Annotated in this window: 9 protein-coding genes and 3 rRNA genes; 6 read left to right on the forward strand and 6 right to left on the reverse strand. The window is 56.6% G+C overall.

The genetic code is table 11. The features are described from left to right. Nucleotides 1-183: 183 nt before the first annotated feature. From PSEBG33_RS26105 to PSEBG33_RS26090, 4 genes are all read left to right on the forward strand, one after another. Nucleotides 184-3,075 (forward strand): 23S ribosomal RNA (locus PSEBG33_RS26105). Between the two features lie 157 nt (nt 3,076-3,232). Next, nucleotides 3,233-3,348, forward strand: a 5S ribosomal RNA gene (gene rrf, locus PSEBG33_RS26100). A gap of 109 nt (nt 3,349-3,457) precedes the next feature. Next, nucleotides 3,458-3,573, forward strand: a 5S ribosomal RNA gene (rrf, locus tag PSEBG33_RS26095). Nucleotides 3,574-3,846: 273 nt separating this feature from the next. Continuing rightward, entirely contained in the window at nt 3,847-5,727 is a 1,881-nt protein-coding gene (locus tag PSEBG33_RS26090; RefSeq protein WP_005783516.1) for a methyl-accepting chemotaxis protein, read from the forward strand. A 79-nt stretch (nt 5,728-5,806) separates the two neighbouring features. Here PSEBG33_RS26090 and PSEBG33_RS26085 read toward each other — a convergent pair whose 3' ends face one another. From PSEBG33_RS26085 to PSEBG33_RS26070, 4 genes are all read right to left on the reverse strand, one after another. Next, nucleotides 5,807-9,184, reverse strand: coding sequence for an amino acid adenylation domain-containing protein (locus tag PSEBG33_RS26085; RefSeq protein WP_005783518.1), 3,378 nt, complete (start codon nt 9,182-9,184; stop codon nt 5,807-5,809). After that, complete coding sequence (locus tag PSEBG33_RS26080) at nt 9,172-10,128, reverse strand: diiron oxygenase (RefSeq protein WP_005783519.1); 957 nt, start codon at nt 10,126-10,128, stop codon at nt 9,172-9,174. Before PSEBG33_RS26080 ends, PSEBG33_RS26085 begins: the two co-directional genes overlap by 13 nt. Continuing rightward, nucleotides 10,125-10,883, reverse strand: coding sequence for a DUF3050 domain-containing protein (locus tag PSEBG33_RS26075; RefSeq protein WP_005783521.1), 759 nt, complete (start codon nt 10,881-10,883; stop codon nt 10,125-10,127). The genes PSEBG33_RS26080 and PSEBG33_RS26075 overlap by 4 nt, the downstream gene beginning before the upstream one ends. Before the next feature lie 363 nt (nt 10,884-11,246). Then, nucleotides 11,247-11,957, reverse strand: coding sequence for a GntR family transcriptional regulator (locus PSEBG33_RS26070; protein WP_005783523.1), 711 nt, complete (start codon nt 11,955-11,957; stop codon nt 11,247-11,249). A gap of 319 nt (nt 11,958-12,276) precedes the next feature. Here PSEBG33_RS26070 and lapG point away from each other — a divergent pair, with 319 nt between their 5' ends. Both lapG and lapD read left to right on the forward strand, forming a co-directional pair. Continuing rightward, nucleotides 12,277-12,900 (forward strand): cysteine protease LapG, encoded by a 624-nt coding sequence (lapG, locus tag PSEBG33_RS26065; RefSeq protein ID WP_413817833.1) that lies wholly within the window; start codon nt 12,277-12,279, stop codon nt 12,898-12,900. A gap of 14 nt (nt 12,901-12,914) precedes the next feature. Beyond that, nucleotides 12,915-14,867 (forward strand): cyclic di-GMP receptor LapD, encoded by a 1,953-nt coding sequence (gene lapD / locus PSEBG33_RS26060; RefSeq protein ID WP_005783526.1) that lies wholly within the window; start codon nt 12,915-12,917, stop codon nt 14,865-14,867. A 70-nt stretch (nt 14,868-14,937) separates the two neighbouring features. Here the strand turns inward: lapD and PSEBG33_RS26055 are convergent, their stop codons facing one another. Together PSEBG33_RS26055 and PSEBG33_RS29875 are read right to left on the reverse strand one after the other, a co-directional pair. Next, complete coding sequence (locus PSEBG33_RS26055) at nt 14,938-15,276, reverse strand: hypothetical protein (RefSeq protein WP_005783528.1); 339 nt, start codon at nt 15,274-15,276, stop codon at nt 14,938-14,940. A 152-nt stretch (nt 15,277-15,428) separates the two neighbouring features. Then, nucleotides 15,429-26,134: immunoglobulin-like domain-containing protein (locus PSEBG33_RS29875; RefSeq protein ID WP_420066305.1), on the reverse strand; the 10,706-nt coding region annotated here is incomplete at its 5' end.

The raw sequence follows: 26,134 nt of genomic DNA on the forward strand, positions 1-26,134 counted from the left end.
TTTCTAGTCTTTGACTAGTTCGTTCTTTAAAAACTTGGGTATGTGATAGAAAGATAGACTGAACGTTACTTTCACTGGTAACGGATCAGGCTAAGGTAAAATTTGTGAGTTCTCTTAATCGAGAAATTCGAATTTTCGGCGAATGTTGTCTTCACAGTATAACCAGATTGCTTGGGGTTATATGGTCAAGTGAAGAAGCGCATACGGTGGATGCCTTGGCAGTCAGAGGCGATGAAAGACGTGGTAGCCTGCGAAAAGCTTCGGGGAGTCGGCAAACAGACTTTGATCCGGAGATGTCTGAATGGGGGAACCCAGCCATCATAAGATGGTTATCTTGTACTGAATACATAGGTGCAAGAGGCGAACCAGGGGAACTGAAACATCTAAGTACCCTGAGGAAAAGAAATCAACCGAGATTCCCTTAGTAGTGGCGAGCGAACGGGGACTAGCCCTTAAGTGGCTTTGAGATTAGCGGAACGCTCTGGAAAGTGCGGCCATAGTGGGTGATAGCCCTGTACGCGAAAATCTCTTAGTCATGAAATCGAGTAGGACGGAGCACGAGAAACTTTGTCTGAATATGGGGGGACCATCCTCCAAGGCTAAATACTACTGACTGACCGATAGTGAACTAGTACCGTGAGGGAAAGGCGAAAAGAACCCCGGAGAGGGGAGTGAAATAGATCCTGAAACCGTATGCGTACAAGCAGTGGGAGCCCACTTTGTTGGGTGACTGCGTACCTTTTGTATAATGGGTCAGCGACTTATTTTCAGTGGCGAGCTTAACCGAATAGGGGAGGCGTAGCGAAAGCGAGTCTTAATAGGGCGTCTAGTCGCTGGGAATAGACCCGAAACCGGGCGATCTATCCATGGGCAGGTTGAAGGTTGGGTAACACTAACTGGAGGACCGAACCGACTACCGTTGAAAAGTTAGCGGATGACCTGTGGATCGGAGTGAAAGGCTAATCAAGCTCGGAGATAGCTGGTTCTCCTCGAAAGCTATTTAGGTAGCGCCTCATGTATCACTGTAGGGGGTAGAGCACTGTTTCGGCTAGGGGGTCATCCCGACTTACCAAACCGATGCAAACTCCGAATACCTACAAGTGCCGAGCATGGGAGACACACGGCGGGTGCTAACGTCCGTCGTGAAAAGGGAAACAACCCAGACCGTCAGCTAAGGTCCCAAAGTTATGGTTAAGTGGGAAACGATGTGGGAAGGCTTAGACAGCTAGGAGGTTGGCTTAGAAGCAGCCACCCTTTAAAGAAAGCGTAATAGCTCACTAGTCGAGTCGGCCTGCGCGGAAGATGTAACGGGGCTCAAACCATACACCGAAGCTACGGGTATCACGTAAGTGATGCGGTAGAGGAGCGTTCTGTAAGCCTGTGAAGGTGAGTTGAGAAGCTTGCTGGAGGTATCAGAAGTGCGAATGCTGACATGAGTAACGACAATGGGTGTGAAAAACACCCACGCCGAAAGACCAAGGTTTCCTGCGCAACGTTAATCGACGCAGGGTTAGTCGGTCCCTAAGGCGAGGCTGAAAAGCGTAGTCGATGGAAAACAGGTTAATATTCCTGTACTTCTGGTTATTGCGATGGAGGGACGGAGAAGGCTAGGCCAGCTTGGCGTTGGTTGTCCAAGTTTAAGGTGGTAGGCTGGAATCTTAGGTAAATCCGGGATTCTAAGGCCGAGAGCTGATGACGAGTTAACTTTTAGTTAACGAAGTGGTTGATGCCATGCTTCCAAGAAAAGCTTCTAAGCTTCAGGTAACCAGGAACCGTACCCCAAACCGACACAGGTGGTTGGGTAGAGAATACCAAGGCGCTTGAGAGAACTCGGGTGAAGGAACTAGGCAAAATGGCACCGTAACTTCGGGAGAAGGTGCGCCGGTGAGGGTGAAGGACTTGCTCCGTAAGCTCATGCCGGTCGAAGATACCAGGCCGCTGCGACTGTTTATTAAAAACACAGCACTCTGCAAACACGAAAGTGGACGTATAGGGTGTGACGCCTGCCCGGTGCCGGAAGGTTAATTGATGGGGTTAGCTAACGCGAAGCTCTTGATCGAAGCCCCGGTAAACGGCGGCCGTAACTATAACGGTCCTAAGGTAGCGAAATTCCTTGTCGGGTAAGTTCCGACCTGCACGAATGGCGTAACGATGGCGGCGCTGTCTCCACCCGAGACTCAGTGAAATTGAAATCGCTGTGAAGATGCAGTGTATCCGCGGCTAGACGGAAAGACCCCGTGAACCTTTACTATAGCTTTGCACTGGACTTTGAATTTGCTTGTGTAGGATAGGTGGGAGGCTTTGAAGCGTGGACGCCAGTCTGCGTGGAGCCAACCTTGAAATACCACCCTGGCAACTTTGAGGTTCTAACTCAGGTCCGTTATCCGGATCGAGGACAGTGTATGGTGGGTAGTTTGACTGGGGCGGTCTCCTCCTAAAGAGTAACGGAGGAGTACGAAGGTGCGCTCAGACCGGTCGGAAATCGGTCGTAGAGTATAAAGGCAAAAGCGCGCTTGACTGCGAGACAGACACGTCGAGCAGGTACGAAAGTAGGTCTTAGTGATCCGGTGGTTCTGTATGGAAGGGCCATCGCTCAACGGATAAAAGGTACTCCGGGGATAACAGGCTGATACCGCCCAAGAGTTCATATCGACGGCGGTGTTTGGCACCTCGATGTCGGCTCATCACATCCTGGGGCTGAAGCCGGTCCCAAGGGTATGGCTGTTCGCCATTTAAAGTGGTACGCGAGCTGGGTTTAGAACGTCGTGAGACAGTTCGGTCCCTATCTGCCGTGGACGTTTGAGATTTGAGAGGGGCTGCTCCTAGTACGAGAGGACCGGAGTGGACGAACCTCTGGTGTTCCGGTTGTCACGCCAGTGGCATTGCCGGGTAGCTATGTTCGGAATAGATAACCGCTGAAAGCATCTAAGCGGGAAACTAGCCTCAAGATGAGATCTCACTGGAACCTTGAGTTCCCTGAAGGGCCGTCGAAGACTACGACGTTGATAGGTTGGGTGTGTAAGCGCTGTGAGGCGTTGAGCTAACCAATACTAATTGCCCGTGAGGCTTGACCATATAACACCCAAGCAATTTGTTTCTCGAAAGAGCATCAGATTGCGGTGTGTGAAGACGAAGATGAACCGAAAGTTCGACGCTCACAAAACACCGAAAGCTGTCACATACCCAATTTGCTGAAGCGAGACCAACTGGTCGCGACTCAGTACCCGAATTTCTTGACGACCATAGAGCATTGGAACCACCTGATCCCATCCCGAACTCAGCAGTGAAACGATGCATCGCCGATGGTAGTGTGGGGTTTCCCCATGTGAGAGTAGGTCATCGTCAAGATTAAATTCCGAAACCCCTGTTTGCTAACGCAAACAGGGGTTTTGTTTATGTAGAAGCTCATGAATTTCACCGGCACGTTGCCAACGCAACGGTCTGGTACACAGAATTTCTTGACGACCATAGAGCATTGGAACCACCTGATCCCATCCCGAACTCAGCAGTGAAACGATGCATCGCCGATGGTAGTGTGGGGTTTCCCCATGTGAGAGTAGGTCATCGTCAAGATTGAATTCCGAAACCCCTGTCTGCTAACGCAGACAGGGGTTTTGTCGTTTAAGGCTCTATTTCACACCCTCCCGCCTTCAGCTACCGCCTGTCGGTTTCCTACGTAAAAAGAAGATGCTTCACACAAATTTCTAAGCTTTGCCGATGTTTGGCCGAAAGCCTGACGAGCCATGCGTGCACCGAAATAGAGCGACCGCAGAGTCCGCCTATCCCGTTACATGGAATGTTCTACTCGGCACGCTCACCCCCCTTTGGCAAAAAGAAGTCGATGAAATGAATCTCAAGTTCAGTCATAAAATTCTGTTGGCCGCGTCAGGCGTCGTGGTTTTAGCCTTCGCGTTATTCACCCTCTACAACGACTACCTGCAACGCAGCACGATCAGGCAAAACCTGGCCTCGTCTATCGAGCAATCCGGCGAGCTTACCGCCAGCAGTGTGCAGAACTGGCTCAGTGGTCGCATCCTGGTCCTCGAGAACCTGGCGCAGAACGTTGCCCATCAAGGCAGTGCCGTCGATCTTCCCGGGTTGGTGGATCAGCCAGCGTTTACCTCCAACTTCCAGTTCACCTACGTGGGCCAAACCAATGGCGTATTTACACAACGCCCTGACGCGAAGATGCCTGACGACTATGACCCTCGTCAGCGCCCTTGGTACAAGCAGGCAGTAGCTGCAGACAAAACAATGCTTACCCCGCCTTATATGGCGGCTGTAGGCGGTCAGATCGTGACAATTGCCATGCCGGTGAAGAAGAACGGCGAACTGTTGGGTGTTGTTGGGGGTGACCTTAGCCTGCAAACCCTGGTGAAGATCATCAACTCGGTAGACTTCGGCGGCATTGGCCATGCGTTTCTGGTCAGTGGCGATGGTCAGGTCATCGTGAGCCCTGACCAGGACCAGGTGATGAAAAATCTCAAGGACATCTACCCTGGCACCAACGTGCGCATCGAGAAGCTCAACCAGGACGTTGTTCTCAATGGCCAGGATCGTATTCTTTCGTTCACGCCTATCAGCGGTTTGCCCGGCGCCGACTGGTACATCGGTCTATCCATTGATAAAGAAAAAGCCTACGCCCCGCTGGGCAAGTTCCGTACCTCGGCTTTGATTGCAATGCTGATCGCCGTTGTGGCCATTGCCGTGCTCTTGAGCCTGTTGATTCAAGTGTTGCTGCGTCCGTTGACCACCATGGGCGTCGCCATGCAAGACATCGCCCAAGGCGAAGGCGATTTGACCCGACGACTCGCAGTGACCAGCAAAGACGAATTCGGCGAAGTCGGCAGTGCATTCAATCAATTCGTCGAACGCATCCACGCCTCGATTTCCGAGGTGTCTTCGGCAACGCGTCAGGTGCATGATTTGTCCCAGCGCGTAATGGCATCGTCCAATGCTTCGATCATCGGTTCCGACGAACAGAGTGCGCGTACCAACAGCGTAGCTGCGGCCATCAACGAACTGGGCGCTGCCACCCAGGAAATCGCCCGCAATGCAGCAGATGCTTCGCAGCATGCCAGCGGTGCCAGCGAACAGGCTGACGATGGCCGCAAGGTGGTTGAGCAAACCATCCTGGCGATGTCAGAGCTGTCGCAGAAGATCAGTCTGTCCTGCACTCAGATCGAAACCCTTAACGCCAGTACCGACAACATCGGGCATATTCTGGATGTGATCAAAGGCATTTCCCAGCAGACCAACTTGCTCGCCCTCAATGCGGCAATTGAAGCCGCCCGTGCTGGCGAAGCCGGGCGTGGGTTCGCCGTAGTGGCAGATGAAGTGCGCAACCTGGCACACCGTACCCAAGAGTCGGCAGAGGAGATCCACAAGATGATCACTTCGTTGCAGGTGGGCTCGCGTGAAGCGGTGACCACCATGAATGCCAGCCAGACTTCCAGCGAAGAAAGCGTTGAAGTGGCCAACCAGGCGGGTGAGCGCCTGATCAGCGTGACGCAGCGTATCGTTGAGATTGATGGAATGAACCAGTCGGTTGCAGCTGCCACCGAAGAGCAGACCGCTGTTGTTGAAACCCTCAACGTCGACATCAACCAGATCAACCTGTTGAACCAGCAGGGTGTGGCCAACCTCAACGAGACGCTCAAAGACTGTGATGCACTGTCCCAGCAGGCCAGTCGATTGAAGCAATTGGTTGATAGCTTCAAGATCTGATCCTGTTTGCATTGGAGCGAGGCCTCTCGCTCCGAATGCTGATTGGCGCAGTAGTGTTGTCGGCAATTTCTGAAGCTGTTCAGAGGAAGCTGATGGCCCTGAGGTAATCACAGCCTTTGCGTAACAGCGCCGGGCTCTTTGACGGATAGTCCATACCCATTCTTTCCAGACCCCATCGGGCATTGTCGTAACGGATCATCGACGTATCGCCGATGTCTTCGTCCAGTTCGTCCAGGTAGAAACCCAGCACACCGAACAACGCGTTATCACGGCCAACCGTTCGCAGCGCCTGCTGCCAGTCTTCAACGCTTACCCGGTCGAAGGCGTGCCCGGCCTGGCTGAATGCGTCGAGGTACTTATCCCAGCTCAAGGGCTGTGGGTTGTGCAGGTTGAACACGTTTCGCCCAAAGGCAAATTGGGCGCTGTGGAAGGCTATGAAGCCGGCCAGGAAATCCACCGGCATCAGATCGAAGTTCACCTCCAACCGGGGGACCAGCCCCAATTGCAGAGACCCCTTGAGCATCAGCATCAGGCGGTTCTTCTGAGGTTGGCAGACTCCGTTCTGGCTGTTGAAACTGATATTTCCCGGCCGATGAATATTGACCCAGGCCCCTTGTTCGACGGCCCTTCCCAACAATCGCTCAGCTACCCATTTCGAGAGGTTGTAGCCATTTTTCACATACAGCGGCTGCGCGCGCCCGGCGGGCGATTCAAGGACGTGCCCATCGGCGTCCACGCTGCTGCAGGCCGACAGCGTCGAGATGAAGTTAAGGACCTTCTTACAGTGGGTCTCGCAGAGGCGCAGGCACTCAAACACCGGCTCGACGTTGTCTCTGGCGAGTGACGCATAATCCAGTACATGATTGACCTGTGCGGCGTTATGCACCAGCACACCATAATGACGGGCAAGATAGTCATACACATTGCCGGCCAAGCCCAGGCGGGGTTCGCGCATGTCAGCGGCATACACCCGCACTCGGCTCAGGTCCAAATGTTCCAGGCGGTATTCCCGCAGTGCCTGGGTGAATCGCGCCGCCGCTGAATGCCCGGGCAGTTCCCGCACCAGACACGCTACTTCCAGCGCCCCGCCGGCCAGTAGCGCTTGGACGATATGTACCCCGACAAAACTGTTCGCCCCGGTGACGATCGCTTTGCGTGGGTCACCCATGCGGGTATCAGGCAGCACCTCGATCCCCAGCATTCTTGCTGCATCTTTTTCCATCCGGTGGGTAGGGGTATCAGGCAGCGCCCCGCCGTCCATCAGTGCGGCCAACGTGCGGATGGTCGGTGTCTCGAAAAAGGGGCTCAGGCAGAAGCTACGACCAAACTGCTCACGCAGGCGCAACAATAGGCTCGACAACAGGATGGAGTGGCCGCCGAGGTTGAAGAAACTGTCATCGATCGAAATTTCGCCTGCGGATAAGGCCAACAACTCTGCCCATAAGTCCACCAACTGTTCCTGCAGAGGTGTTTGTACAGGGTTGCGAGTCGCCCCGGCCAGCGTGGATATTGGCAGGGCCAATAATGCCTTCCGATCGACCTTGCCGTTACTCGTACCGGGCATACAGGCCAACTCGCTCCAGGCGACCGGCTGCATATGTACAGGCAACCACTGCCGGGCATGTTCCTTCAGGCTCTGCAGCGTAGCGCCGGGTTCGGGCTGGGCGGCAAAACCTATGACTCTGTGCGTCGGATCGATCACCACTGCCACTTGGCGAAACAATCGACTGTTGCGCAGGCACTGCTCAATCTCCTGAGGCTCGACTCTAAAGCCACGGATCTTGACTTGATCATCCCGACGCCCGCCGAGCTCGATGCCATCTTGCGTCCATTTCGCCAAATCGCCGCTGCGGTAAGCCTTGAGAACCTGTCCATTCGGCAGCCTCAGCCTAACGAATGGACTGTCGGGTTGCGGCGGTGCATTCCAATAGCCGAGGCTGACGCCTGGACCGGCAATGTACAAATCGCCCGTGACCTGTTCATCCACCGGTTGCAGGTTTTCGTCGAGGATTAACACCTGGCTGTTGGCGATGGGGTAGCCGATGTTGCGATGGCTATCACCTTGTTGGAATACCCGGTGTGTTGCCAACACCGTGGTCTCGGTGGGCCCATAAAGGTTATGCAACTGGCATTGCCCCGCCAGTTGTTCGATCACATAGGGCTCGCAGAAATCGCCGCCGGTCAGCAAGTGAGTAAGGCCCAGTGGCTTATCCAGCGGCAGAATGCTGAGCAGCGCCGGTGGCAGAAATCCATGACTGATGCGTTGCTGGCGAATCAGCTCTACCAGTTGGTGAGGGTCGTGACGTTGATCTGCGCTGGGGACAATCAATTCAGCGCCGGCGATCAAGGCCGGGAAAATATCGATCAATGACGAGTCGAAGCCCAGTGGCGAAAACTGCAGGACGCGACTGTGTTGATCCAACCCCACACAGGTTGTGAGCCACGCGCTGAAATGCGCCAGATTGTAGTGGCTCAGGAGTACACACTTGGGCTGGCCGGTGGTCCCCGACGTGAACAAGGCCATGCAAGGCTCGTCGGCAAGGGGGTGATGGCGCATCAGCGGTTGTATCGCGTCGACGTCGTGCACAGCGATTTGGCTGACATCAAGGGACGCGAAGCCATCTCGCAAAGGATGATGACCGTTATCCAGCAGCACAAAGGCCTGGAGGCTTTCCAACATGCTGCGCTGACGCTGCACCGGGTGATCCGGGGCCAACGGCAAATACACACAGCCGCAACCCAGCACCGCAAGAATACTTGCATACAGCTCGGTGGATTTTTCCAGGCACACGCCGATCACCCGTGGTGCTTGCACGCCTCCCAGCAAGGGAAGCAGGCGTTGCTGGATCGCTATGGCATGGCGATGAAGTTGCTGATAAGTCAGCATGCCCCCCGCGATATTCAACGCTGTTCGATTCGCGAAGGTCTCAAGACTGGCCTGTAGCGCTTCAATCATGGGCATCTGGGCTGCCCGCAGTAAGGCCGGGTCTGTCGTGCGGTTGAACCGATGCATGAATGCCACTGCTTCCAGCCCTTGCAGGCCCTGTTCGGGCCAGTCGTTAGCGGTAGCGGCTATAGAGAAATAACCTGGATCCCTTGAAAAACCACAGACCAACCAAGCTGCCCACTCCACCAATGCGTGCGTTGCCTGCTGGTGTAATCGCTGGCCGTTGCCGCTGGGTTCCTCGGCGACGCCCTGCACAGCCAACAGGCGGCGCTCGCGGTCATAGCAGCGCAACTGCAGCGAGGGCAGCCCGTGCTCGGATAGCGGGCCGATACCCACGCGCAGGCTTATCCATGGCACGTCGGTTGGCAATGGCGGCAGCGGCTGCCCCCCATCTTCGATTATCAGGTCGACAGACCCTGCTCCTGCGATATGGCCGTATTGCTCCAGCACTTGCTTGAGCTCGTCCAGGGCTTTGCTGGAGGTACTCCACGCGATCTTTAAACGCCGCATGCCAACCTCCCTGGTACCGGCAGGTAGGCGCTCAATGCCTGGGCGACGCTGGGCGTTTGCAGTACACCGCTGTGGCGCAGCAACCCCATGATATTGGCCACCAGTGGATGTTGGTGGGTGATGGGAAAATCCAGCGCATGGATTTCATGACGTAGCGCAAGACGAGTATCGGCACTGATGTCCAGGTGTTCGATCAGTTGCAGGTCGAAGTCTTGTTGCAGATCGTTGGTCAGGTAGCGCGCCAGGAAAACAGGCAGCGCTTGAGCGATGCTGTCGCGATCTTGCGGGGTTGCCGACTGCCAGTAAATACGCACCAACTGAGCCCAGAACCGCGCATGACGGCCCTCATCGAACAGGTGATCGGCCATCAGGCCGCGCACAGACGATTTGACGCTGGCGTCTTTTGAGAACGCTGCCACATCATGGGTAACGGTATTTTCAGCAATGGCCACGACGATTAATTCAACGGCATCGTGCAAGTGCGCCGGCACCTTTGCCTGCGCTGCCGGTAGCGCGCGGCTCAATTCAATTTGCCCGGGTAGATTGAGCGGTTCGATCCCGGTCATTTCCACGGCTTGCTGAAGAAAATCCAGCGCGACCAACGCGTGGTAATCCTCGTCCACAACGACCGTCATCGCGTCGTAGCGGCAAGCGAGTGGGAAGGGCAGGGAGAAGCGGTTTTTCGCGATGCTGCGAGCGGTCTTGTCGACGATTTCGGTTTCGAAGATCACCACATCATTGACGAATTTATAGAAGCTTTGCGTCAGCACGAAGTTGCGCCACTGCGGGCAGTGTTCAAGGAAAGTTGCACTCAGCACCAGCGGTTGGCGGCACAGGGGAAAGATGAGTTTGCCGTCGTTTTCCAGTACGCGTCGGGGGCGTGTGCGGATGGTAGCGCGACGCTCCCAATCATCGGCAAAGGATTGGTAATTGACGGCGTTCATGGGCGAACCTCTTGCAGCGTAGCCAGCACACTGTCCCAGAACATAATACGGCGCTCCACGGCGCCAAGGGCGGTGTTATCGGCTTGTTTCTGGCGAAGCGGATCTGTGCCGATCAAACGCTGGAGCAACTGTTCTGCCGCTGGCCCATGGTCGTGGCTGTCCACTTCGATATGGCGGTTGAGGTAGTGGAAGAAGGTAGGTGTTTCACGCTCAATGAACGCGTTGCTGTGCATCAAGCCTTCAAACATCGAGGGAATGACACTCTCGCGTCCATGCAGGAAGGCCGCCGCCACACAGTGGGTGGGCGCACTGAGCGCGATTTGCAATGTGCTGTCGACAAATTGCACCACGCCACGCGGCGCATCGATCATCTGCAAAGCCGCGCTGGCTTCCACGCCCTGATGCTGCAGATCAATGAGGCGTGTGATGGCGGCGGTGTTGGCGCCTACCTCTGTCATGGCGTCCAGGTAAAGCTCGAAATGACTGCAATGGCCGCGTGTTGGATGCTCATCCGATTCCTCGCCCAGCACAATTTCATTGATCAAGCGGGCAGCGTGGGGGTCTGCGGGAGGGAGCCAGGGGATTTGAGTGCACGTCAGGTCTTGTTGCAGGCGCTTGGTCAGAGTCATGAAGTCCCAAACGGCGAATACATGGTGCTCCATAAAGTATCGCAACTTGGCGAGTGAGGTTATTTCTATAAATAACGGATGGCCGAAAAGTTTTTGTTTTCTTTGTTCGATAAAATGTTGATGCATGGTTGACGCCTATAAGTTGTTGCAAGTGCTCTAAAAGCAGTGTTGGGATTTTTTTAGTTGTGTTGGAAGTGTAACGTTTAGTCAAGGCCGCGCAGATAGCGCAACTCTTGATAGAGTTGTGCCCAGTGGATTGAAGGGGTGCGGTTGGTCGGGCGAAGATAATAAGCTGATTAAACGTTAGGGGCGGATTATAAAAGTATTAGATGTTTTGTCCGCAAGCTGTTGCAGGAGCAACGGGTTGTTTAAGTGTGGGAGAGTTCCTCGGTGTTAGTAGCCTTGTAAGTTTTACTGCCTGTCATTATGGTAACTTTCCTGATGGAAAGTTACCCCGCATAGTGTAATGATCAGCGAGTAATGAAGGCCCTATTGCGCGACTTTTTTGTCGGCGCTTTCGAGACCCTTGAGGTAGTTAGCGATCACTTCCATACCGCGCATCAAGTGATTACGCAGCGTCAGAATGCTCTCGTCGATCTTTTTCTGCGCCACCAGGCTCAACAGTTCACGGTGATCCTCCTGAGACGTTTCGCCCAATCCCATCGCTTCAAGATTGAAGCGCAGAAAGCGTTCCTCTTCATTCAGCCCGTGCTCCACCAGATCGAGCAGTCGCTGATTGGGGGCCTTGCCGTACAAGACCATGTGAAACAGGCGATTGAGGCGGCCAATCTCTCTGTAGTCTTTCTCACATTCCAGCGCATTGATACAGGCCTCGGCCTCGGCAAGGTCGGCGTCACTGAGCAACGGGATCGACAAGCGCAGGGCTTCAGATTCGAGCAACATGCGCAGTGCATAGGTCTCAGCCGAATTGTCCTCGATCAACGGCGCCACCACGGCCCCCTTGTGGGTCACCACATGCAGCAGGGATTGCGCCTCCAGTTGGCGCAAGGCTTCGCGCACGGGCATACGGCTGACGCCGAACAGACTCGCCAGTTCCTGCTGGCGCATCGCGGTGCCACAGGGTAATCGCCCATCGAGGATGGCGTTGCGCAACGTTTCTTCAATGACGGCGCGAGCAAGATGGGCGGGAATAGGCCCGCTTATTTTGATGCTGCTTAAAGGGTTCGGCTTCTGCGTCACGGTTACGCTATCCTCCTTTCTTGAATAATAGTGTGGTCAATTGGATCCAATGCACACTAAAGACGGCCCAAGCGCTTGTCAAACAGCCAAAGTTTCCGTTTGTAAGGGCTTACACAGCATACTTTGTGTCTCCCACAAGGGGCGGTTATAAACTCGGTCCTCCTATGAATGATTGCACTGTGCCATTGTTTTTTGTAGGGCCAGGCTTCACCATTCCTCGAAATTCCGTCTCTTTCATGGACAGAACGCCTTGGCGGTAAGTTTTATTCCCTATCGAGTTCTTTGCTGGCTGTTATCAGCAATTCTGTTGGCCGGCTTGATGCTTGGCGGGCTGCGTGCCGATTGGGATTTCTCTCAGATCAGCCGCAAGGCTACCGCCGTGTACGGGCCGCTCGGCGAAGGGCAGCAGCGTATCGACGCCTGGCAGCGGCTATTGGCGAGCCAAAAACAGGTCAGCGAGCCGGAGCAGCTCAAGGTCGTGAATTTGTTCTTCAACAAGCAAATGACCTACGTGGAAGACATCGACCTCTGGCACGCTGTCGATTATTGGGAGACGCCCGTCGAGGCCCTTTGGAAGGGGGCCGGTGACTGTGAAGACTACGCGATCGCAAAGTATTTCAGTTTGCGTCATCTGGGTGTGTCCAGCGACAAATTACGCATTACCTACGTCAAGGCTTTGCGGCAGAATCGCGCGCACATGGTTCTGACCTATTATTCGACGCCTGACGCTATCCCGCTGGTGCTCGACAGCCTGATGGACGAAATCCTGCCGGCTACCCGCCGCACCGATTTGGTCCCGGTGTATTCATTCAACGCCGAGGGCTTGTACTTGCCCGGCGCCAAGGGCAACAAGAAAATCGGTGATACCAAACGCTTGTCGCGCTGGCAGGATGTGTTGAAAAAAATGCGTGCGGAAGGCTTCCCAGCCGAGCCTGCCAACTAGGAGTAACTGATCGGATGTCTCTGTTCAAACAACTATTGATCGCAATCTGTCTGTTCCTGGTGGTCGCCTTCAGCGGCAGTTTCATGGTCAGCCTGGAAAGCTCGCGCACCCAATACGTCAACCAGCTGCGCTCCCATGCTCAGGATGCCGCGACGGCGTTGGCGCTGTCGTTGACCCCCAATATCGACGACCCAGCCATGGTGGAGCTGCTGGTCAGCTCGATCTTCGACAGCGGCTACTACGCCAGCATCCGTGTGGTGGACCTGGCGACGGATAAAACCATCGTCGAGCGCAGCGGCATTCCTGATAACAACGGCGTGCCCAACTGGTTCGTAAAGTTGATCGGCCTGGAGCCGGCAGGTGGTGATGCGCTGGTTAGCCGTGGCTGGGAGCAGGCGGCGCGAGTCGAAGTGGTCAGCCATCCAATGTTCGCCCTGGCCAAGCTCTGGCAAAGCGCCTTGGGTAGCCTGGGCTGGCTACTGCTGTGCGGTGCGGTCAGTGTGGTGCTCGGTGGGCTGTTACTGCGCCGGCAATTGAAGCCGTTGGACTACATGGTCAAACAGTCCCACGCGATTGCCCGCCGAGAATTCCTCAGCCTGCCCGACCTGCCTCGCACGCCGGAACTGCGGCGAGTGGTGCAAGCCATGAACCAGATGGTGGAAAAGCTCAAGGCGTTGTTCCAGGAACAGGCCGAACGCAGCGAAAAACTGCGCACCGAGTCCTATCAGGACAACCTCACCGGCCTCGCTAACCGGCGTTATTTCGAAATGCAGCTCAACGCCCGTGTCAGTAACCCGGAAGACACCAACTCCGGTTACTTGCTGCTACTGCGGGTCAAGGACCTTGCCGGCCTCAACCAACGCCTGGGCGGCCAGCGCACCGACCAATTGCTGCAAGCGGTCGGCCAACAACTGCTGCGTCAGTGCGAGCCGTACCCGGAAACCCATAACCTCGTTACCCGTATCCGCGGCGGCGAATTCGCTGTGCTGGCACCGGGACTGATGCGTGAAGAAGCGCTGCAATTGGCGCAGAACCTGGAAAGCACCTTGCTCAGCTTGCAGGCGACCGGCGCCAGCGATGTGATGCCGGTGGCCTATATCGGCCTGGCGCCGTTCAGCCATGGCGATGCGCCACAAGCACTGCTGACCCTCGCCGATCAGGCGCTGGCCCAGGCCGAAGCGCAGGGCGATACCAGTTGGGTGTGCCTGGACAGCAGCGCCGCCGCCAGCGTCGGTGACGATCACCATGCCTGGCACACATTATTGGACCAGGCCCTGACCCAGCAGCGCTTCCAGCTGTACTTCCAGCCGGTCGTCGCCAGCCAGGACCCACAATTGGTCTTGCATTACAAAGTACTGTCGCGCCTGCAGGACGAGGAAGGCCACACGATACCGGCCGGGCGCTTTCTGCCGTGGCTCGAGCGCTTCGGCTGGTCGGCCCGCCTGGACCGTTTGATGCTGGAACAAGTCCTCAAGCAGATGGCCAGCCACAACCATAACCTGGCGCTGAACCTCTCGGCCGCAACGTTCCAGGATACCCAGGCCCTGAATCGGATTTATGACCTGCTGCGCCAGCACAGCAACCTGGGCTCACGCCTCACCCTGGAGATTGGTGAAGAGCAACTCCCCGAGCAGCCGGTGCTGGAACAGATTACCCACCGCCTGCGCGAGCTGGGTTTTTCCCTCAGCCTGCAGCGTTTTGGTGGGCGGTTCAGCATGATCGGCAACCTGGCACGCCTGGGCCTGGCCTACCTGAAGATCGATGGCAGCTACATTCGCGACATCGACCAGGAAAGTGACAAGCGTCTGTTTATCGAAGCCATCCAGCGTGCAGCCCACAGCATCGATCTGCCGTTGATTGCCGAACGTGTGGAGACCGAGGGCGAGCTGAAGGTCATTCGCGAGATGGGGATTTTTGGTGTGCAGGGCCAGCTGTTTGGCGAGCCTGCGCCCTGGAAATCACACTGACATCAGGACATTCAAATGTGGGAGGGGGCTTGCCCCCTCCCACATTTGAATAAAGGTTCGGCGTCAGGGCTCAGATCAGTCCTTTCTCGTCATCATCAATCAACTGGCTCAACCCACCCAACGCTTCCCGCGCGTGGTTACGGTCCATCAACTTGGCCTGTGCCGCCGGCGGCAGGTCGGTCACGCTGATGACGCCTTTGCGGGTCAGCACCTGGATCAAGTCATCCAGCACCCGGATCATCTCCAGGTCGCTCTGCTTGAGTTGGGCCAGGCTGGTTTCCACCACTTCGTTGGCGTACCAGGCCTGGATCTCATGGTGATCGGCCGGCAGGGTTTCGGTGGACTCGGTAAAGGCGGCCGCCTCTACGCGAATCAGCGCGCCCAGTGCATCACGTTGCACGTAAAACATAAGAACCCCTCGAATATGAGCCACATGCGTTCAACAGCATAGGTCAACGCTGCGTGTATGAGCGTGAGTATGCGACGCACCGCCCGCCAGGGCCAGCGGCCCATAAGGCAAAAAAAATCGGCCGCCCGGGAAGGCGGCCGATCCATTGCATCTTAGCTATGGTCGATCTTGATGGTAGGGTCGGCGCCAGTGATCAGCGAGTTGATGCTGACATGGGACCAATCATTGCCTTCCAGCTTGATGGTCACATCGGCATTGGCCAGGCCACCGGCGGCGTTGAGCTTGCCTTCGCTGCTGACTTGCAGGGTCGACACGCCATCTACCGTGGTGATCTTCAGGTAGTTGTCGATGGTGCTGTCAGTCTCACCTTTCAACAAATCACGCAGATCAATGCGGTCGCCTTCCGAGGCCTTGAAGTCCTTGATCACATCGTTGCCGATGTCACCCGCCTTCCACACAAAGGTGTCGGCACCCGAACCACCAATCAGGATGTCGTTGCCCTGGCCGCCGATCAGCGTGTCGTTGCCGGTGCCGCCCAACAGGATGTCATTGCCTTTGCCGCCGTCCAGCAGGTCGTTGCCGCCCTGGCCGAACAGGATGTCATCGCCAGCGCCGCCCAGCAGCGTGTCGTTGGCGTCCTTGGCGCCGGAGACGTCGAAGTCCACGTAATGCTCGGTAACGTACTGGTGAACGTTAGAGGCGGTCACCGAAGAGACGGTCACGCCGGTCTTCTGCGCCACAAATGCCTGCAGTGCGTTGTAGCCCTCACCGTTGATCCCGCTGAAGCTCACCAGGTCGCCGAACAGGATGTCGTTGCCATCGCCCCCGATGACGGTGTCTGCGCCAGGCAACGTCGCCTCGGTGTGGCCGAGGATCGCGTTGGCCAGGTCCTTCGGATCGATGTTGGCTTGCGGCTTGCCATCGCTGTCGTACGGAGCCAGCTGGTTCAAGCTGACCCCGCTGTTGAGGCCGATGGCTTCTACACCACCTGTGGACAGGCCTTTGAGCAGTGCGAACGCGCTGTTGGAGTTGAGGGTGGTGGAGTAGTCGGTATCGTACCCGAGGCCGCCTTGTACGGATATTTCATAGGTGCCATCCCCTTGGGCATGGATTGTTCCAGGGTTGGACTGCGTCCAGCCCCACCAGTTGTTGGTCCACAGGGTTACCTTGCCAGCAGAGTCGATATCAATTAAATGACTCGAGTCGATGTTGATCCGGGTGGCGGTACCTATGGTGTAGTTGTTCATGGTGACGACATCATCAAGCCTGACGTTGCCGTACAAGTACGGGTTGGTCTGCTCGGCCGCCTGGTAAAACGTCGGTTGACCATCGGTGATGAAGTACGTTGTGTTGATTGCGTCTGTGTTGCCAGTCGCCTGGGCACTTTTGAAGAAGTTGGACGCGGCCTTGAACACGTCTTCGTAGTTGGTCCCGCCGGTAGATACCATGGAATCCAGGACTTTCTGCAGCGAATCCAACGCACCTGGGTCTTTCAGGTTGACTGTGACCGTGCGATTGACCTGGTCACTGAAGTCAGCCAGGAAGATGTTCACCGTGCCAGAGGTGCTGGAGCCGATACTGTTTTTCAGCGAGTTGAACGTGGTGGTCAGCGAGGCTTTCGCCGCCGCTATCGAGTTCGCGCCCATACTGCCCGACGTATCGATCATGAACGCGATGTTGTAGTTCTTGCCCTGCACCACGTTCAGGCCGGCGACGTCGGCCACGACGATGTCGTTGCCATCGCTGCCATTGATGGTGTCGCTGCCCGAAGTGCCGGTTACCGGGTTGTAGGTTGCCGGATGCACCGTGACTGGCAATTGCGCGGTGGTAGTCGCCGAACCACCAATGCTTTCGGTGGAGGTCGAGGTGACCGTCAGGTTGAACTGGCCGCTGTAGTAGGTCGGCGGCTTGATGCTCAGCGTGTTCAGGTCCCAGCCGGTGACGTTGACTTCACCCACGGTCTTACTTGCGGTAAAGGTGTGGCCCGACGCGTCGGTGAGTACCGAACCTGCCGGAATGCCACTGACCTTCACGCTCAAGGTTTCCGAGCCGTCGGTATCGGTCAGTGCGGTGGTGACCTTGGACAGTTTGACCGTGCCGTTTTCCTGGCCTTCGTTGAGCTTGTAACCCACGTAGTAACCGTCACCGTTGCTGCCATGCAGGTCGGACACGGTGACGCCGGCGTTGGTCAGGTCGGTAAGGCCGGTGTACAACGGCACGGTGCTGGTGCTCAGGTTCTGCACCGCCCCGCCGTTGATCGACAGGTTGACGTCAAAGCTGCCAGGCCCCGCTTGGTTGGCCTGGTAGATCTCAAGGCTGTAGTAACCGGTGGTGGTTGGCGTGAACGAGCCGCTGAACTTGCCGCTGTTGGTGCCCCACAAGCCGCTGGCCACGTCTTTACCGCCAACGTTGACCACCACGCTGTCATCGGCGATGCCGCTGAAGGTGTAGCTCTTGCCCGCTTCCATGTAGATCAGGCCGGAAATCTTGGAACCAGAGCCGGCGGTGACGTTGTCGACAGATTCGACGTTGGTCACCACCGAGGTGTTGTTCGGCGTGCCCGCGTTATCGATGGCTTTTTTCAGCACGTCCGGTGCAGCGCCGTTGCCGTTGTTGCCGAGGCCGGCAATGCTGTTCCAGCCCTGTTTGACCAGGCCGGTGGAGGCAACGTTGTTGTCTGCCACGCTCAGGGTCGGCGCGTCGGCTACCGGTGTGATATCGACTTTCACCGTGGCGCTGGTGCCCAGGTCCTTGCCATCGGTTGGCTGGAACTTGAACTGTGCGTAGTCCGCTTGCTTGTTGCCCACACCGGTGCCGCCGTAACCATCGGCGCCGGATTCGTTGGCGTTAGGCATAAAGCGCAACTGGCCGCCGTCGATCTGGGCCTTGGTGAAGGTCTGGCCGTTGGTCACGTTGGTCCAGGTACTGCCATCCGCTGCCAGGAACTGCAATTTGCCGGCGACTGGCAGCTCGGTGATTTTCACCCCCAGGCTGGCTTGCGGCGAGTCCACATCGGTCACGCCGAAGTTGGCCCAGGTGAGGGCCAGCGCGGTGTCTTCAGTGCCGGTTACGGCACCGCCAGTCGCCACCGGCGCATTATTGACCGCCACCACGTTGACGGTGGTGGTGGCAACGTTGGAGTAGTTGCCGCCATCGGTCACGCTCACGGTAATGGTGCGTGGCGTGGTGCTTGGGTCGTGGCTGTTGTTGGTGAACGTGATGTTCTTGATCTGCTGCATGTAGTCGGCCAGCGACGCCGTGCCGGTCAGGGTCAAGGTGATTTTACCGGTCACAGGGTCGGTGGTCGGGGTCACGTTGATGCCTGTCACGCCGCTGAAGTTCAGCGAGTCGCCTGGCTGGCTGTTGGTCAATACCACGGTGGCGCCGGTCAGTTGGGTGCTGTCCGGGTCGGTGATCTTGATGTCAGTGTCAGCAATTGACACACCGGTGCCGCCTTCGGTGAAGGTGGTCTTGAAGTCCGCACCGCTGGCGCCGCTGGAGTTGTTGGCATCCAGGTCGATGACCGGCGGCGCATCATTGTCGATGATGTTGGTGGTAACACTGCCATTGCCGACCACCAGGTTTTCGAAGTTGCCGCCAGTGGTCTTGTCGATGGTGATGACGATATTTTCCGTCGGCTCGGTGATCTTGTCGTCGAGCGTGCGGATATCAAACGGTACGCTGCTGGAGCCTGCCGGGATCTTCACGGTGTACACGCCATTGAAGTCCGAACCGTCGGTAGCGGTGCCGCTGTACTTGAGCGTCACGGTCACGTCGGTTTGCGGCGGGTTGCTCAGGGTCAGCGTGTAGTGCGCCGTACCGCCTTCAGTCACCGACGCATCGCCGGTAATGCTGATGGTGGTGTTGCTGACCACATCGGTCACTTTGGTGACCACGGTGCTGCCGTCGACGATCAAGTGTTCGTACTTGTCGCCACCGCTGACCACACCCGTGATTTTGGTGGTGACGTCATTGGCGCCGACATACGCATCGTTAGGTGCTGTGGCGGTGGTGAAGCTGGTGGACTTGCCATTGCCGATGGTAATGGTCGAGCCGTTATCCAGCTTGACGACCAGGTCTGAGCCAACGTTGTTCACCGCCACGCCGTTCTTGTCGACCAGGGACGCGGTGTACACGATCTGCCCGCCTTCGCTGACAGAACCAGTGGCTTTGAGCACCACAGTCACGTCGTCGATGGTGTCGTTGATGGTAGTCGTGGCGCCGCCCGGTGTGATGCTCACACCCTCGAAATTGCCGCCGGTAGTGCCGGTGATGTTGACGGTCTGGGTGCTCTTGTCGATGAACACATCATCAGTCGGCGCAGGGACGGTCACCGTGCCCACGGTCGCGCCTTGCTTGATGGTGATGCTCGAACCGTTATCGAGCTGGACCACCATGTCGCTGCCGGCCTTGTTGTTCAAGGTAGCGGTGTAAGTGATCTGGCCGCCTTCGTTGACAGCCGTCGGGGCGGTCAGGGTGACGGTGGTCAGGTCGGTGGTGCCCGGCGTGTCGGTGACGGTGGTATTTACTGCGGTAGTGCCAGGGACCAGGTTTTCGAAATGCTCGCCGCCGGTCACGCCTTTGATGGCGGTGGTGACGGTCTGGTCGCCTTTGTAGACGTCGTTAGGCGCTACGGTGGTAATGGAGCCGCTCGACTGATTCACGCCGATGGTGATGGTCTTGCCGTTATCGAGGGTGACGATCAATGGGTTGGTGATGTTGGTCACCGGCGCGCCGTTCTTATCCACAAGGCTGGCGGTGTAGACGATGTTGCCGCCTTCGCCCACGGTAGTCGTGGCGGTCAGGACTACATCGACTTTATCGATGGTGTCGTTGATCGTGGTCGTTGCGCCGTTGCCTGCGACTTCGAGTTTTTCGAAGTTGCCGCCAGTGGTCTCGGTGATCTTGACGGTCTGGGTGCTCTTATCGATGAACACGTCATCGGTAGGTGCAGGGACGGTCACGGTGCCGACGGTGTCGCCAGCCTTGATGGTAATGCTTGAGCCGTTGTCGAGTTTCAGCGTGACGTCAGTACCGGCCTTGTTGCTCAAGGTAGCGGTATAGGTGATCTGGCCACCTTCGTTAACGGCACTTGGCGCTGTCAGCGTAACGGTGGTGGTGTTATCAGTACCCGGTGTGTCCGTAACGGTGGTGTTCACCGCCGTCGTGCCAGGGACCAGGTTTTCGAAGTGCTCGCCACCTGTCACGCCTTTGATAGCGGTGGTGACGGTCTGATCGCCCTTGTACACATCATCAGGAGCAATAACCGAAACGCTACCGCTCGATTGGTTTACACCGATGGTGATGGTCTTGCCGTTATCGAGGGTGACGATCAATGGGTTGGTGATGTTGGTCACCGGGGCGCCGTTTTTATCCACCAGGCTGGCGGTGTAGACGATATTGCCGCCTTCGCCAACGGTGGTGGTGGCCGTCAGAACCACATCGACTTTGTCGATGGTGTCGTTGATCGCGGTCGTTGCACCGTTGCCTGCCACTTCGAGTTTTTCGAAGTTGCCGCCGGAAGCGTCAGTAATCTTGACGGTTTGAGTGCTCTTATCGATAAACACGTCATCGGTAGGAGCAGGCACAGTCAGGGTGCTGACGGTGTCGCCCGCTTTGATGGTGATCGACGAGCCGTTATCCAACTTCAAGGTAACGTCAGTGCCCGCTTTGTTGGAAAGCGTGGCGGTGTACGTAATTTGACCACCTTCGTTGACAGCACTTGGTGCAGTCAGTGTGACAGTCGTGGTGTTGTCAGTGCCGGGGGTATCGGTGACGGTGGTGTTTACCGCCGCAGTGCCCGGTACCAGGTTTTCAAAATGCTCGCCGCCCGTCACACCCTTGATCGCGGTGGTGACAGTCTGGTCGCCTTTGTACACATCATCAGGAGCAATAACCGAAACGCTAGCGCTCGATTCGTTAACGCCGATGGTGATGGTTTTGCCGTTATCCAATGTCACGGTGAGCGGGTTGGTGATGTTGGTCACCGGCGCACCGTTTTTATCCACCAGGCTGGCGGTGTAGACGATATTGCCGCCTTCGCCCACGGTAGTCGTGGCGGTCAGAACCACGTCGACTTTATCGATGGTGTCGTTGATGGTGGTGGTTGCGCCATTGCCTGCAACTTCCAGTTTTTCGAAGTTGCCGCCGGAAGCGTCGGTGATCTTGACCGTCTGCGTGCTCTTGTCGATGAACACGTCATCGCTCGGTGCGGGCACGGTCACGGTGCCGACCGTGTCGCCCGCTTTGATGGTGATCGACGAGCCGTTATCCAACTTCAAGGTGACGTCGGTGCCGGCCTTGTTGCTCAAAGTTGCGGTGTAGGTGATCTGGCCACCTTCGCTCACTGCGTTTGGCGCGGTCAACGTGACAGTCGTAGTGTTATCGGTGCCCGGAGTGTCAGTGACAGTCGTGGTGACTTTATCGGTACCTGGAATCAGATTTTCAAAGTGATCGCCGCCGGTCACGCCGCTGATAGCAGTAGTGACGGTTTGATCGCCTTTGTAGACGTCATCCGGTGCCAAGACCGAAACAGTGCCGCTCGACTGATTCACACCGATGGTGATGGTCTCGCCGTTGTCCAGGGTGACGGTCAGCGGGTTGGTGATGTTAGTCACCGGGGCGCCGTTCTTATCCACAAGGCTTGCGGTGTAAACGATATTGCCGCCTTCACCGACGGTGGTGGTGGCGGTCAGGACCACATCGACCTTGTCGATGGTGTCGTTGATCGTGGTGGTTGCGCCGTTGCCTGCCACTTCGAGCTTTTCGAAGTTGCCGCCGGAAGCGTCGGTGATCTTGACCGTCTGGGTGCTCTTATCGATGAACACGTCATCGGTAGGTGCTGGAATGGTCACAGTGCCGACAGTGTCGCCAGCTTTGATGGTGATGCTTGAGCCGTTGTCGAGTTTCAACGTGACGTCAGTACCGGCCTTATTGCTCAAGGTCGCGGTGTAGGTGATCTGGCCACCTTCGTTCACTGCACTCGGCGCGGTCAGCGTGACAGTCGTAGTGTTGTCGGTGCCCGGTGTATCGGTGACAGTGGTGTTCACCGCCGTAGTGCCCGGCACCAAGTTCTCGAAGTGCTCGCCGCCAGTGACACCAGTAATGGCGGTAGTGACGGTCTGGTCGCCCTTATACACGTCATCCGGTGCCAAAACCGAGATAGAACCGCTGCTTTGGTTCACACCAATAGTGATGCTCTGGCCGTTATCCAAAGTGACAGTCAGCGGATTGGTGATGTTAGTCACCGGTGCACCGTTCTTATCCACAAGGCTGGCGGTGTAGACGATATTGCCGCCTTCACCGACGGTGGTGGTAGCGGTCAGGACCACATCGACCTTGTCGATGGTGTCGTTGATCGTGGTGGTGGCGCCGTTGCCCGCAACTTCCAGTTTTTCGAAGTTGCCGCCGGTGGTTTCGGTGATTTGAACGGTCTGGGTGCTCTTGTCGATGAACACGTCATCGGTAGGCGCAGGCACAGTCACAGTGCCGACGGTGTCGCCCGCTTTAATGGTGATCGACGAACCGTTATCCAACTTCAAGGTGACGTCAGTGCCCGCTTTATTCGAAAGCGTAGCGGTGTACGTAATTTGACCACCTTCGTTCGCTTCGGACGGAGCTGTCAGCGTCACGGTAGTGGTGTTGTCGGTACCCGGTGTGTCCGTAACGGTGGTGTTTACTGACGTAGTACCTGGAACCAGATTTTCAAAGTGCTCGCCGCCGGTCACACCCTTGATAGCGGTGGTGACGGTCTGATCGCCTTTGTAGACGTCATCCGGTGCCAAGACCGAAACAGTGCCGCTCGACTGATTCACACCGATGGTGATGGTCTCGCCGTTGTCCAGGGTGACGGTCAGCGGATTGGTGATGTTAGTCACCGGGGCGCCGTTCTTATCCACAAGGCTTGCGGTGTAAACGATATTGCCGCCTTCACCGACGGTGGTGGTAGCGGTCAGGACCACATCGACCTTGTCGATGGTGTCGTTGATGGTGGTGGTTGCGCCGTTGCCTGCCACTTCGAGCTTTTCGAAGTTGCCGCCGGAAGCGTCGGTGATCTTGACCGTCTGGGTGCTCTTATCGATGAACACGTCATCGGTAGGTGCTGGAATGGTCACAGTGCCGACAGTGTCGCCAGCTTTGATGGTGATGCTTGAGCCGTTGTCGAGTTTCAATGTGACGTCAGTACCGGCCTTATTGCTCAAGGTCGCGGTGTAGGTGATCTGGCCACCTTCATTAACGACACTTGGGGCAGTCAGCGTGACAGTCGTTGTGTTGTCGGTACCGGGGGTATCGGTGACAGTGGTGTTCACTGCCGTAGTGCCAGGCACCAAGTTCTCGAAGTGCTCGCCGCCAGTGACGCCTTTGATGGCGGTGGTGACGGTTTGATCGCCTTTGTACACATCATCAGGAGCAATAACCGAAACGCTAGCGCTCGATTCGTTCACGCCGATGGTGATGGTTTTACCGTTATCCAAGGTCACGGTCAGCGGGTTGGTGATGTTGGTCACCGGCGCGCCGTTTTTATCCACAAGGCTGGCGGTGTAGACGATATTGCCGCCTTCGCCAACGGTGGTGGTGGCCGTCAGAACCACATCGACTTTGTCGATGGTGTCGTTGATCGCGGTCGTTGCACCGTTGCCTGCCACTTCGAGTTTTTCGAAGTTGCCGCCGGAAGCGTCAGTAATCTTGACGGTTTGAGTGCTCTTATCGATAAACACGTCATCGGTAGGAGCAGGCACAGTCACAGTGCCGACGGTGTCGCCAGCTTTGATGGTAATCGAAGAACCGTTATCCAGCTTCAACGTGACGTCAGTACCGGCCTTGTTGCTCAAGGTCGCGGTGTAGGTGATCTGGCCACCTTCATTAACGACACTTGGGGCAGTCAGCGTGACAGTCGTTGTGTTGTCGGTACCGGGGGTATCGGTGACAGTGGTGTTCACTGCCGTAGTGCCAGGCACCAAGTTCTCGAAGTGCTCGCCGCCAGTGACGCCTTTGATGGCGGTGGTGACGGTTTGATCGCCTTTGTACACATCATCAGGAGCAATAACCGAAACGCTAGCGCTCGATTCGTTCACGCCGATGGTGATGGTTTTACCGTTATCCAAGGTCACGGTCAGCGGGTTGGTGATGTTGGTCACCGGCGCGCCGTTTTTATCCACAAGGCTGGCGGTGTAGACGATGTTGCCGCCTTCACCGACGGTGGTGGTGGCGGTCAGAACTACGTCCACCTTGTCGATGGTGTCGTTGATCGTGGTGGTCGCACCATTGCCTGCAACTTCCAACTTCTCGAAGTTGCCGCCCGTGGTTTCGGTGATCTTGACGGTCTGGGTGCTCTTATCGATGAACACGTCATCGGTAGGCGCAGGGACGGTCACGGTGCCGACGGTGTCGCCAGCTTTGATGGTAATGCTTGAGCCGTTGTCGAGTTTCAACGTGACGTCGGTACCGGCCTTGTTGCTCAAGGTAGCGGTATAGGTGATTTGGCCACCTTCGTTGACAGCACTCGGCGCAGTCAACGTTACAGTCGTAGTGTTGTCGGTACCCGGTGTATCCGTAACGGTAGTGTTCACCGCCGTAGTGCCCGGGACCAGGTTCTCGAAGTGCTCGCCGCCAGTGACGCCTTTGATAGCGGTGGTGACGGTTTGATCGCCTTTGTAGACGTCATCCGGTGCCAAGACCGAAACAGTGCCGCTCGACTGATTCACACCGATGGTGATGGTCTCGCCATTGTCCAAAGTGACAGTCAATGGGTTAGTAATGTTGGTTACTGGCGCGCCGTTCTTATCCACAAGGCTTGCGGTGTAAACGATATTGCCGCCTTCTCCAACAGTGGTGGTGGCGGTCAGGACCACATCGACCTTGTCGATGGTGTCGTTGATGGTGGTGGTTGCGCCGTTGCCTGCCACTTCGAGTTTTTCGAAGTTGCCGCCAGTGGTCTCGGTGATCTTGACCGTTTGGGTGCTCTTATCGATGAACACGTCATCGGTAGGCGCAGGGACGGTCACAGTGCCGACCGTGTCGCCCGCTTTGATGGTGATCGACGAGCCGTTATCCAACTTCAAGGTGACGTCGGTGCCGGCCTTGTTGCTCAAAGTTGCGGTGTAGGTGATCTGGCCACCTTCGCTCACTGCGTTTGGCGCGGTCAACGTGACAGTCGTAGTGTTATCGGTGCCCGGAGTGTCAGTGACAGTCGTGGTGACTTTATCGGTACCTGGAATCAGATTTTCAAAGTGATCGCCGCCGGTCACGCCGCTGATAGCAGTAGTGACGGTTTGATCGCCTTTGTAGACGTCATCCGGTGCCAAGACCGAAACAGTGCCGCTCGACTGATTCACACCGATGGTGATGGTCTCGCCGTTGTCCAGGGTGACGGTCAGCGGATTGGTGATGTTAGTCACCGGGGCGCCGTTCTTATCCACAAGGCTTGCGGTGTAAACGATATTGCCGCCTTCACCGACGGTGGTGGTAGCGGTCAGGACCACATCGACCTTGTCGATGGTGTCGTTGATGGTGGTGGTTGCGCCGTTGCCTGCCACTTCGAGCTTTTCGAAGTTGCCGCCGGAAGCGTCGGTGATCTTGACCGTCTGGGTGCTCTTATCGATGAACACGTCATCGGTAGGTGCTGGAATGGTCACAGTGCCGACAGTGTCGCCAGCTTTGATGGTGATGCTTGAGCCGTTGTCGAGTTTCAACGTGACGTCAGTACCGGCCTTATTGCTCAAGGTCGCGGTGTAGGTGATCTGGCCACCTTCATTAACGACACTTGGGGCAGTCAGCGTGACAGTCGTTGTGTTGTCGGTACCGGGGGTATCGGTGACAGTGGTGTTCACTGCCGTAGTGCCAGGCACCAAGTCTCGAA

This window comes from Pseudomonas synxantha BG33R, assembly GCF_000263715.2.
In the GTDB taxonomy this organism is placed as follows: Bacteria; Pseudomonadota; Gammaproteobacteria; order Pseudomonadales; family Pseudomonadaceae; genus Aquipseudomonas; species Aquipseudomonas synxantha_A.